The 12500-nt window shown below is 38.5% G+C and carries 9 protein-coding genes and 1 rRNA gene (1 of these 10 running past the window's edge); 1 reads left to right on the top strand and 9 read right to left on the bottom strand.

The features are described from left to right. Together WDJ61_RS00050 and WDJ61_RS00045 are read right to left on the bottom strand one after the other, a co-directional pair. Positions 1-269 (bottom strand): 16S ribosomal RNA (locus tag WDJ61_RS00050); it reaches 1286 nt to the left of the window's first position. 310 nt (positions 270-579) lie between these two features. Further along, on the bottom strand, positions 580-1656 hold the full coding sequence (locus tag WDJ61_RS00045; protein ID WP_338752446.1) for an HD-GYP domain-containing protein: 1077 nt from the start codon (positions 1654-1656) through the stop codon (positions 580-582). A 153-nt stretch (positions 1657-1809) separates the two neighbouring features. On the opposite strand from WDJ61_RS00045, the gene WDJ61_RS00040 reads away from it, so the two are divergent. Beyond that, positions 1810-3158 (top strand): IS3 family transposase gene (locus tag WDJ61_RS00040; protein ID WP_338752444.1). Its coding sequence is split into 2 segments (ribosomal slippage): positions 1810-2254 and positions 2254-3158, totalling 1350 coding nucleotides; the frame shifts between segments, so codons are not numbered across the junction. Between the two features lie 65 nt (positions 3159-3223). Here the strand turns inward: WDJ61_RS00040 and gyrA are convergent. The 7 genes from gyrA to dnaA form a co-directional block, all read right to left on the bottom strand. Continuing rightward, positions 3224-5710 carry a DNA gyrase subunit A gene (gene gyrA, locus WDJ61_RS00035; protein WP_338752442.1) on the bottom strand — a complete coding sequence of 829 codons (2487 nt, stop codon included), beginning with the start codon at positions 5708-5710 and terminating at the stop codon, positions 3224-3226. Positions 5711-5798: 88 nt separating this feature from the next. Continuing rightward, positions 5799-7724: a DNA topoisomerase (ATP-hydrolyzing) subunit B gene (gyrB, locus tag WDJ61_RS00030; protein WP_338754842.1), complete on the bottom strand. Its 1926-nt coding sequence runs from the start codon at positions 7722-7724 to the stop codon at positions 5799-5801. 27 nt (positions 7725-7751) lie between these two features. Then, positions 7752-8018: an extracellular matrix regulator RemB gene (remB, locus tag WDJ61_RS00025; RefSeq protein ID WP_338752441.1), complete on the bottom strand. Its 267-nt coding sequence runs from the start codon at positions 8016-8018 to the stop codon at positions 7752-7754. 10 nt (positions 8019-8028) lie between these two features. Continuing rightward, positions 8029-9147: a DNA replication/repair protein RecF gene (gene recF, locus WDJ61_RS00020; protein WP_338752439.1), complete on the bottom strand. Its 1119-nt coding sequence runs from the start codon at positions 9145-9147 to the stop codon at positions 8029-8031. A 20-nt stretch (positions 9148-9167) separates the two neighbouring features. After that, complete coding sequence (gene yaaA, locus WDJ61_RS00015) at positions 9168-9386, bottom strand: S4 domain-containing protein YaaA (protein ID WP_338752437.1); 219 nt, start codon at positions 9384-9386, stop codon at positions 9168-9170. Between the two features lie 441 nt (positions 9387-9827). Then, positions 9828-10964 carry a DNA polymerase III subunit beta gene (gene dnaN, locus WDJ61_RS00010; RefSeq protein ID WP_338752436.1) on the bottom strand — a complete coding sequence of 379 codons (1137 nt, stop codon included), beginning with the start codon at positions 10962-10964 and terminating at the stop codon, positions 9828-9830. 189 nt (positions 10965-11153) lie between these two features. Then, a complete protein-coding gene (gene dnaA, locus WDJ61_RS00005) occupies positions 11154-12500 on the bottom strand; it encodes a chromosomal replication initiator protein DnaA (RefSeq protein ID WP_338752435.1) in 1347 nt (448 codons plus the stop codon).

Genomic DNA, 12500 nt, shown 5'->3' with positions numbered 1-12500 from the left:
CCTCACCAACTAGCTAATGCGCCGCGGGTCCATCTGTAAGTGACAGCCGAAACCGTCTTTCAATCTTTCTCCATGCGGAGAAAGAACTTATCTGGTATTAGCCCCGGTTTCCCGGAGTTATCCCAGTCTTACAGGCAGGTTACCCACGTGTTACTCACCCGTCCGCCGCTAACTTGAATAGAAGCAAGCTTCCATCAAGTTCGCTCGACTTGCATGTATTAGGCACGCCGCCAGCGTTCGTCCTGAGCCAGGATCAAACTCTCCAAAAAGATGTTTGACTTGCTCATATTTCTTGTCCTGCTTAGGTCACCATTCACATGATACCTTCGCTATTTGAATTAACGTTGACGTTTATTTTGTTCAGTTTTCAATGTTCAATTTCTGTCACCCTCAAGCGACTTTTATAATATACCACCTTATTTTCATATCGTCAATAGATTCTATGATTTTTTTTATAAAACTTTCGTTTTTATAAAATACTTTACTAGACATAGTAAAAGGAGTGGTCCGTTTACTAGAACCACTCACACTGTTTCTTTAAGATGACAATTAAAGGTGCATTCTTAAAACTGATATACTTTATAAAATTTCTTCTATATAAAGTTCTCTCATTTTTTCTAAATCGACAATACTGCTATCTCCGGCAAGTTGCACTAATGGTCTTGTTGGATACTGTTGTTTCATAAATAGCACACTGCCTCGTTGACCGTTAGATAACTGTACTTTTGTTCCCGGACCAATTTTAGTAAAAATAGAAATTAAAGCTTTCACCGCTGCTATATCGAATTTACCAAAATAGTCTTCCTTTAATATTTCAAGTGCTTTAAAAGGTGGTACCTGCTTACGATCATCCTTTTGAGCAATCATCGCACAAAATGTATCAGCTACTGCAACAACTCGTGAAAGCGGGTGAATTTTTTCTCCCTTGTCTCCCATAGAATACCCGGTACCATCTAATCTTTCGTGGTGCTGAAAAATAGCTATTTTCGCCTCTTGTTTCAATAATTTCAACTCTTTCACCATGTTGTAACTATGCAGAGGATGCTTTCTTAATTCTTTTTCATTTTCACTAGTAGAGAAACTGCTATTTTTCAAAATATTCATAGGCACTTTCGCTAAGCCGCAGTCAGCTAATATACCAGCGAGGGCAGCTTGAATAATCATTCCATTTTCAAAATTTAATTTTTCGGCGATCGCACCGCTAATTAATCCTACCGCAAGGGGATGATGAAAATAATAATGCCCACTCGTCCATTTATGTAGGTGTAGGTAAATATCAGAATTCAATCGGGCATGTTCAAATAAAGGAAGAATAATTTCTCGAACCTTTACTATATCGATGCTCATGCCCGCTTGCCATTTAAGAAACTCTTTATTGTATTGTTGCTCACCTTCAATGTACCGTTTCAAAAAGTCTTCTTCTAAAGCCTTTGCTGTATCTTCCACATGATCTTTTTGGTCCGAAGTGTCTGTTGTTTCTGATAAAGTAGAACCATCTGTTTGAATATCTACTTCCTCGATCAAAAAAGCTTTTAACAATTCAATATGACGATCCGTTAAGATTGTATTTTTAGCAATTAAGGGGCAGGATGTTTTTCCCATGACATCATCTTGCAATAAATCCCCCGCTCGCAACTCCTCGACTTTTATATACATAGGTCCATTCTCCAAGTTTTTATTTCTATCTTACCAAATCATTGAAAGAAGAAGGGATATAATTTTAAAATCCGTTTATTTATAGTAAAAAAGCCCGAATATGAACTGCCCCATAAATGTTAGACACCAAACTAACATTTATGGGGTGTTTTTATGTCTAAGTATACAGTAGACGATAAATTAAAAGCGGTAGAACGTTATTTAACTGGTAAGGAAGGTTATAAAACCATTGCAGAAAGCATTGGCACAGTGAAATCATTAGTTATTACCTGGGTGAAATTGTTTGAAGCGCAAGGCATTGAAGGTTTTAACAAGGGCTATACAAGTTACTCCAGTCAGTTTAAACTAGACGTACTCAATTTTATGAACGAAACGGGCGCGTCTCTTCGAGAAACTGCAAGCACATTTAATATTTCTTCCCCCAGTACTATTCATAAATGGGATCAGTTGCTTAAGACAGAAGGATTGGACGCGCTAAAACCAAAGAAAAAGGGGCGTCCATCTATGAAGAAAGAAACAAATAAATTGCCACCAGCTGAAGGATCAGTAGAAGCGTTACAAGCGAAGATTGAGCGTTTAGAAATGGAGAATGCTTACTTAAAAAAGTTGAATACTTTAGTTCAAATGCAGGAAAAATTACAAACAAAATCAAAGCGCAAGTAATTTTCGAATTAAAGTGTCAGTATGACGTTGTGGATTTAGTTGAAGTCGCAGGTATTCCACGCAGCACTTATTATTATTGGGAAAAAAGATTAAACCGAGTGGATAAATACGCCGATGTAAAAGAGGCAATTAAGAAGATTTATCATGAACACAAAGGTCGATACGGGTATCGTCGCATCACAAAAGAGCTGAAGAAATATGGTTTTACACATGATCCGAAGACCATCAATCGTTTAATGAATGAACTTAGCTTAAAATGCATGGTACGTATGAAGAAGTACCGTTCTTATAAAGGAAACGTAGGTAAAATCGCGCCGAACGTATTACAACGTGATTTTCACGCAAACAAAATGAATCAAAAATGGGTAACAGATGTGACTGAATTCCATCTATTTGGAGAAAAGCGTTATCTATCTCCTGTTCTCGATTTGTGTAATGGCGAAATTATTGCGTACAAAGTTATGAGTAGACCCGTTTATCAACTCGTGGGTGATATGTTAGATGAGGCGATTAAACGTTTGAAACCAGAAGATAAGCTCATTCTTCATTCCGATCAGGGCTGGCATTATCAAATGAAAAAGTATCAGAAAACATTACAAGATCACCAAATTATACAAAGTATGTCCCGTAAGGGCAACTGCCTAGATAATGCCGTAATTGAAAATTTCTTCGGCTTATTAAAGTCTGAGCTACTATACTTACAAGAGTTTGAGAGTATGGAGCATTTTGAAAAAGAGTTGGAAGATTATATTGAGTATTACAATCACAAACGAATGAAGGCAAAATTAAAAGACCTGAGCCCAGTAGAATACCGAACTCAAGTCTTAGAAGCTGCCTAAAATTATTTGTCTAACTTTATTGGGTCAGATCAATACCGAAAATGGTATTTGGGCTTTTTTTACTATTATTCAATGGATGCACTTTCCTCTTCAGTTGAATCCTCTTGTGTTTCTTCTTCTTCTTCTTCTTTGGCAATTTTTGTGACAGTTGCTACGGTCTCATTGTCATCTAGCCGGATCAGCTTCACACCCTGTGTGTTTCGTCCAGTAATTGAAATATCATTTACATCCATTCGAATCAGGACACCGCCGAGAGTAATTAACATTAAGTCTTCTTCACCGGTAACGGTTTTCACAGCTACAAGAGGTCCATTCTTTTCGGTAACGTTACATGTCTTCAATCCTTTACCGCCCCTTGTTTGAATGCGATATTCACTTTCAGGAGTGCGCTTTCCATAACCATTTTCCGTGACAATGAGGACGTAATCATTTTCATGTAAAAGCTCCATTCCAACGACAGCATCATCTGGTGAAAGTCGTATTCCTTTCACACCGGTTGATACACGTCCCATTTCACGGACATCTTCTTCTGCAAAGCGAATCAGCATGCCATCTTTTGTTCCCATAACAATCTGTTGCTTCCCATCTGTCAGGCGAACCGAAATCAATTCATCATCTTCTCGTAAATTCAATGCACGTAAGCCGTTTGTCCGGATATTCGCATAATCAGCGAGCAATGTCCGTTTGACAATGCCTGATTTTGTAGCAAAGAATAAGTAAGAATCAGCTGTGAATTCTTCCACACGAATCATCGTATTCACCCACTCACCCTTCTCGACCTCTAATAGGTTAATGAGCGGAATTCCTTTAGCTGTTCGACTATATTCAGGGATTTGATACCCTTTTAAGCGGTATACTTTCCCTTTGTTAGTGAAGAATAAGATCGTGTCATGAGTCGATGTCGTTAATAGATGCTCTACAAAGTCATCTTCATTCGTTCCCATCCCTTGAATGCCGCGACCTCCACGCTTCTGACTGCGATAAGTCGAAGCCGGCAAACGCTTCACATAGCCGTTATGTGTTAACGTCACAACCACTTGCTCACGCGGAATAAGATCTTCATCCATAATTCCTTCGACGCCAGCATCCATGATTTCTGTGCGACGTTCATCATTAAAGCGTTGTTTAATTTCTAATAGCTCTTCGCGGATAATTTCCAATATTTTTTCTTCATCCGCTAAAATGGCTTTTAGTTCAGCAATTAACGTTAAAAGATTTTGATATTCTTCTTCGATTTTTTCTCGTTCAAGCCCTGTCAAACGTTGCAGTCGCATATCTAGGATCGCTTGTGCCTGCTTTTCAGATAGAGAGAAATTATCCATTAATCCTTGTCTTGCGATGTCGGTTGTTTGTGAACCACGAATTAAGGCAATAATTTCGTCAATGTGGTCAAGAGCAATGCGTAGTCCTTCTAAAATATGCGCTCTTGCTTCTGCTTTTCTCAGCTCAAATTCTGTCCGTCGACGAATAATCACTTTTTGATGTTCAAGATAATAATATAAACACTCTTTAAGATTTAAAACTTTAGGTTGCCCATCAACAAGCGCTAGTACATTAATTCCGAAACTTGTTTGCATAGCAGTATGCTTATATAAATTATTTAAAAGTACACTAGAATTCGTGTCTTTGCGGACTTCCATGACAATTCGCATACCTTTACGATCGGATTCGTCGCGCAAATCCGTAATACCTTCAATTTTCTTGTCGCGTACGAGTTCGGCAATTTTTTCAATTAACTTCGCTTTATTTACTTGGTAAGGAAGCTCTGTGACAATAATTGTTTCTTTGCCGCTTGCTTTTTGTTCAATGTCCACTTTCGCTCGAATCACGATCGAACCTTTACCTGTTTCATAGGCTCGACGAATCCCGCTTCTCCCCATGATCATACCTGCCGTTGGAAAATCCGGTCCTGGAATATACTCCATGAGCTCAAGAATATTCAAGTCTGGATTGTGACTTAATGCAACAATACCGTCTATTACTTCTCCAAGCTGATGAGGGGGAATGTTCGTCGCCATCCCCACGGCAATGCCAGACGTTCCGTTCACTAACAGATTAGGGAATCTCGCTGGAAGTACGGCAGGCTCTTTCTCAGATCCGTCATAGTTATCTTTATAATCAATTGTATCTTTGTTGATATCACGTAATAATTCCATTGAAATCTTGGACATGCGGGCTTCTGTATAACGCATAGCCGCTGCTGCATCGCCATCAACTGATCCAAAGTTTCCATGTCCATCGACAAGCATATAACGATAGCTAAAATCCTGTGCCATCCGTACCATTGTATCATATACAGCTGAATCACCATGAGGATGGTATTTACCGATGACTTCACCAACGATACGAGCAGATTTTTTATACGCTTTATCAGCCGTCATGCCAAGATCATTCATCGCATATAAAATTCGGCGGTGAACAGGCTTTAATCCATCTCGTACATCCGGCAAGGCACGAGACACAATGACACTCATTGCATAATCTAAAAAGGATGAGCGCATTTCTTGGCTAATATTAATCTCTGTTACTTGAGAATTAGGCGTTTCAGCCATTTTCAAAAACCTCCTTTAACGAACGCTTATAGAAAGAGAGACAGGATAGATTGAATCTATCCTGCTTATAAAACAGCCTTTAGTGGCATTATATATCTAAGTTTTTCACAGAAAGGGCATTTTCTTCAATAAATTGACGGCGCGGCTCGACGCGATCCCCCATAAGAATTTCAAACGTTTCATCCGCCTCAATCGCATCTTTCAAGCTGACTTGAAGTAATGTTCTTGTCTCCGGATTCATCGTTGTTTCCCAAAGCTGCTCTGGATTCATTTCTCCAAGACCTTTATATCGCTGAAGGCCTGGCTTTGTATTAGCCGGTAGTTCAGCTAGAATTTCTTCTAATTGACGGTCATTGTAAGCATAGTCTATCTTTTTCCCTACCGTGATTTTATATAAAGGTGGCTGGGCAATATATACATAACCCGCTTCAATGAGTTGTCTCATATAGCGGAAGAAGAATGTAAGCAGCAACGTGCGAATGTGAGCACCGTCTACATCGGCATCTGTCATGATGACCAATTTATGGTAACGAGCTTTAGAGATATCGAAATCCTCTCCAATTCCCGTACCTAGAGCAGTAATAATGGTACGAATCTCATTGTTAGATAAAATTTTATCCAATCGTGCTTTCTCTACATTAATAATCTTTCCTCTTAACGGCAAAATTGCTTGGAAATGGCGATCACGACCTTGCTTCGCTGATCCCCCTGCTGAGTCACCCTCAACGACATAAATCTCGCTGATTTCTGGATCACGCGAGGAACAATCCGCAAGTTTACCTGGTAGACTTGATACTTCTAAAGCGCTCTTTCTACGAGTTAATTCTCTTGCCTTTTTCGCAGCAAGCCTAGCACGAGCAGCCATTTGCCCTTTATCGACAATTTTGCGAGCAACAACTGGGTTCTCTAGCAAAAAGGACTCAAAACGAGCAGAGAAAACAGAATCCGTCACAGCTCTTGTTTCAGAGTTGCCTAACTTCGTTTTCGTCTGTCCTTCAAATTGAGGGTCTGGATGTTTCACAGACACAATGGCTGTTAGTCCTTCACGTACGTCTTCTCCAGACAGATTTTGATCTGCTTCTTTGATCAAACCATGCTTACGGGCATAATCATTAATGACGCGAGTTAATGCTGTTTTAAACCCAGACTCATGTGTTCCACCTTCATGAGTATTAATATTATTGGCAAAAGAATAAATATTGCTAGTGAATCCCTCATTGTACTGCAAAGAGATCTCTACAGATATTCCTTCTTTTGTCCCTTCCATGTAAATCGGTTCACTATGAATGACTTCTTTCGTGCGGTTTAAATGTTCAACATAAGATTTAATCCCGCCTTCATAATAGTACTCATTCATTTTGCCTTCTTCTCGCTTATCCTCAATGATAATTTTAATGCCACGATTTAAGAAGGCTAATTCGCGAAGACGATTCGCTAACGTATCATAATCATAGACTAATGTTTCTGTGAAAATTTCCGGATCTGGACGGAATTGAATCGTCGTGCCTGTATAATCAGTTTCCCCGATTACTTTTAGATCTTCCTCAGGAACCCCACGTTTATAAGATTGATAATGAACTTGTCCATCCCGATGAACGTACACCTCTAGTTGAGTAGACAACGCGTTAACGACAGATGCTCCTACTCCATGAAGACCTCCAGATACTTTATATCCGCCGCCGCCGAATTTTCCGCCGGCATGAAGTACGGTTAAAATAACCTCTACAGCCGGACGACCCATTTTTTCTTGAATACCGACTGGAATCCCACGACCATTATCTTTCACCGTAATGCTGTTATCTTCTTCGATCGTCACACGAATTTCATTACAGTAACCTGCTAATGCTTCATCAATACTATTATCTACAATCTCCCACACAAGGTGATGTAACCCTTTTCCGCTTGTTGAGCCAATATACATCCCTGGACGTTTTCGAACAGCTTCAAGACCCTCTAAAACTTGTATCTGGTTTTCATCATAAGAAGGCTGGTTCGTTGTATTTTTTTGTTCCATAGTCAAATCCATTCACCTGCTCTTTCTTCAAAAGCCTCCTGTAAAATTTTTATCTCCCAGGCTTTTGCAAATAATTATCGAATATCCTTTTTTTAATGTGTTTGATGAAAACGACGAAAGATATAATTGGTTGTCTGTGACAACAATTGATTTAAAATTTCCGTTTGTTAATAAAGTGTCATCATAAATAATACCTATCGCTTGTTCCGAAGTTAAATCTATCGTTTGCTGATCAACGATGGCAATAATATCGTTTGTTCGAAGGATGGTGGCATCTCCAATGTGAACATACATGGCTAAACCCTCACTTTATTTGTGTCATCGTGCCAGCTTCAACTGTAAAGGTGGACGCTTCTTGCAAAGTTTGATGATGGATTCCTTCTGTGCTCGTTGTCGTAACGAATGTTTGAACCTTCCCTTGGATCGTGTTTAGCAAATGAGACTGTCGATAATCGTCAAGCTCTGACAACACATCATCCAATAAAAGAATGGGGTACTCCTTGATTTCAGAGTGAATCAATTCAATCTCCGCTAATTTCACAGATAGTGCCGTTGTTCTTTGTTGTCCTTGAGAACCAAATGTTTGAACATTCTTTTCGTTCACATGAAAGACGAGATCATCTCGATGTGGTCCACTAAGGGTAACGCCTCGTTCAATTTCTTTTTGTCTTTGCGAATGATATTTTTCTTCAAATATACTCACCATTTTTGACCAATCATTCTCTTCTGATACCCCGACAGACGGTTCGTATATAATATTTAATTTTTCTACTCCTCGCGAAATACCAGAATGAATGGTGCTTGCCCAATCTTGAAGTAAGTGAATAAAGTCAAAGCGTTTTCTCACAATCTTCACAGCTAGATCAATCAATTGCTCTGTTAAAACATCCAACATTGTGTAATCAGCTGTTTTTTTGATTTGTAATTGCTTTAAATAATGATTTCGCTGTTGTAACACTTTATGATATTGATTAATATCATGAAGATACACCGGTGATACTTGACCAATTTCCATATCTATAAAACGCCTTCTCACTTGAGGATTTCCCTTCACAAGATGGAGATCCTCTGGAGCAAACATGACAACATTCATATTCCCTATATACTGACTAAGGCGTTGCTGCTCTAAATGATTGCACTTCGCTTTCTTCCCTTTTTTAGAAATAACTAATTCTAACGGGACAGAATTTCGAGATTTTTCTACTCTACCTTTTATTTTAGCATAATCCGCTTCCCAGCGAATTAAATCTTTATCATTCGAGGTACGATGAGATTTTGCCATAGCAAGCACATAAATAGATTCCATTACATTTGTTTTCCCTTGAGCATTTTCTCCAAGAAAAACATTTACTTTATTTTCAAATTCAACATCTAAGTTTAGATAGTTTCTATAATTTTCTAAATGCAGTTCTTTAATGTGCATGAGCAAAACACCCTTTTGTTTTATGAATCCGCTATAACAAAAACACCAAATCCAGGTATTTCTATTGTATCGCCTACTCGCAATTTTCTACCTCTACGTTGATCGATTTCACCGTTCACATACACTTCATGCTCACTCAAAAACCACTTTGCCATTCCACCTGTTTGAATGACTTCAGCAAGTTTTAAAAATTGCCCAAGAACAATATATTCCGTTTCAATCACTATTTTATTTTCCATTTTCTCTCACTGCCTTCGATTGAATTCTCTAATACTTTATTTTACTAAACTTTTCACATTAACACAAAGATAGAAAAGTGGAGCCGACTGTTTAGACACGACAAGCAAATGTTCTGGCGCTGAAAAGACGACAGTCTTGTAAGCGTCAGGTTATTTGACTCGAGTGTCTAGGAGGCGAAGCTAGACAAAGAAAAGCGGAAGGCGCTGTTTAGCGACGTATGGGCTGGAGCGATCCGCACAAGATAAAGGAAACATGATGAACGTCAGTGAATCGATGTTGACTTATCGCAAGGAGGATTGTGGAAGTCCACTAGTCGCTAGCGCCTGCAGCTAGACCAAGAAAAGCGGAAGCGGCTTGCTCGTCTAGACGTTTACAAAAAAAAGAAGGCTGCCCAGCTCAGGGAAGCAGCCTTTCTTTCATTGTTCATGTTTTTAACGAAATTAATACGTTCTAACAGGCAAGATTAATTGTAGCGTCGAGTCATCGTGTTGTGGACGAATAACAAAAGGTCTCATTGCGCCTGCGAACTGGATGTTAATTTCTGTTCCTTCAAGTGCCTTTAGAGCATCCATCATATATTTGGCACTGAAAGAGATTTTTAGTTCTTCACCTTCTACTGCGTGACTTTTCACTTGTTCCGTCACTTTACCGATTTCAGGGGAATTCGAGGAAATTTCAATCATTTCTTCTCCGATCATCGATAGTTTTACCACGTTATTTCGACCTTCTCTCGCTAACAGAGAAGCTCGATCAATTGCCTGTAAAAATTCTTTTGCGTTTAATTCTAACTTTGTTTTGCTATCCGTAGGAATTAAGCGGCTAGTGTCAGGATAATTTCCCTCTAAAAGTCTTGAGAAAAATAATAAATGTTTCGCACGGAACAAGACTTGATTTTCAGTAATGACAATTTCAACAACATCTTGGCTATCATCTAAAATTTTGCTTAGTTCACTTAAGCTCTTCCCTGGAATGACCACATTGTATTCCGCACCTGACATCGTTTCAACAGCTGCTTGTCTTAAAGCTAATCTGTGACTATCTGTTGCAATACAGCTTAATACTCCATTTTCGACTCGCCAGTTTACACCTGTCAAGATGGGGCGTGTTTCTGACGTGGACACTGCAAATACGGTTTGTCTGACCATTGCCTTCAATAAATCAGTAGGTAATGTGAACACTTCCTCTTCTTCAATGCGTGGCAAATGAGGATATTCTTCTGGATCTAAACCATTTAGATTAAATTCTGCTTGACCAGAGCGAATCACTGTTTGAAAAGATGAAATTACTTCGATTTCAATTGTATCTGACGGTAGCTTTTTGACAATTTCATTGAAAAAACGGGCATTTAACACAACAGATCCTGTTTGTTTAATATCAGCTAGAAGAATTTCCTCTTCTTCTTTTGGAATAAAAGATTCAATGGAAATATCAGAATCACTACCTGTTAATTTAATTCCCTCTGTACCTGCATCTATTTTTATCCCTGTTAAAATAGGAATCGTTGTTCTTGAACTGATCGCTTTCAAAACATCTTGTACACTTTGAGCAAACCGATCTTTTTGAATTGAAAATTTCATTTCTCTTCCTCCATTTTATTTTAGAATAATCATTTTCCTTGCTGCATATATTAATTATTTTATATTAAAAAATAATAGTAGTACTAGTAGGGGCTGTGAATATGTGGATAAGTCTGTATAGTGAAAGTAAATACAGTCTATCCACCTGTGGACAGACTGTTTGTAAAGTCAGCTAAGTTATTCACATTATTAAGATTTCAAAAGGTTTTGGATTTCTTTCACGTTGTGTTGAAGTTGGCTATCAGTTTCTAATAGTCTTGAAATTTTTTCGTGAGCATGGATAACAGTCGTATGATCACGGCCCCCAAATTCCTCTCCAATTTTAGGCAACGAAAAATCAGTTAGCTCTCTAGACAAATACATGGCAATTTGCCTAGGAAAAGCAACGGATTTCGTTCGTTTTTTCGCCTTGAAATCTTCAAGTTTTACATTGTATTGTTCTCCAACGACTTTTTGAATGTTTTGAATCGTGATCGTCTTTGGTTTAGAGCTTGGAATAATATCTTTTAACGCTTCTGCTGCCAGGTCAGCATTCACGTCTTTATTGATCAATGAAGAGTAGGCTACAACTCGAATAAGCGCTCCCTCAAGCTCACGAATATTCGTATCTATTTGATTAGCAATATAGAGCATGACTTCATTTGGGATATCTAGATTATCTGCTTTCGCTTTTTTGCGTAAAATAGCGATTCGAGTCTCTAAGTCTGGTGGTGTAATATCAGTGATTAATCCCCATTCAAACCGAGATCGAAGACGATCCTCTAGTGTTGGAATTTCTTTAGGAGGACGATCGCTAGAAATAATAATTTGTTTACTTTCTTCATGTAAGGTGTTGAAAGTATGGAAAAATTCTTCCTGCGTTTGTTCTTTACCAGCAAGAAATTGAATATCATCAATTAAAAGAACATCGACATTGCGGTACCGATTGCGAAAATCAACGGCTTTATTGTCTCGAATGGAGTTAATAAACTCATTAGTGAATTTTTCAGATGATAAATAAACAACTTTTGCCCCAGGATTATGCTCAAGTACATAATGGCCGATTGCATGCATTAAATGGGTTTTACCTAGTCCAACTCCCCCATAAATAAAGAGTGGATTATAAGCTTTTGCAGGTGCTTCAGCAACAGCTAAAGAGGCAGCGTGGGCAAATCGATTTCCTGAACCAATAACGAACGTATCAAATGTATATTTTGGATTCAGCATATTTTGTGGGAATTCATGTGTATCTTCTTTTTTATTTTGTTGCTTTTTAGCACTAGAGACATCAAATTCTTCCGATTGCTGATGTTCTGGAATAATGAATCTCACGGCTAGCTGTTCCCCAGTAATTTCTCCAATTACTCCGGAAATCAACTGCGAATAATGACCTTCTAGCCAATCGCGGGCGAAGTCATTTGGAGCAGTAATTGTAATTGAATCTCCTTGCAACGAATGGGCTTTTGTTGATTTCAGCCAAGTGTCAAAGCTAGGCTTGCTAATTTTTTTCTCTATACTTTGTAAAACTTTGCTCCAAAGATCATCGATGTTTTCCAT

The sequence above is a fragment of the Bacillus sp. FJAT-52991 genome, assembly GCF_037201805.1.
Classification (GTDB): Bacteria; Bacillota; Bacilli; order Bacillales; family Domibacillaceae; genus Bacillus_CE; species Bacillus_CE kandeliae.
Note: the sequence above shows the minus strand (reverse complement) of the source record. Positions and strands in the feature narration are given on the sequence as shown.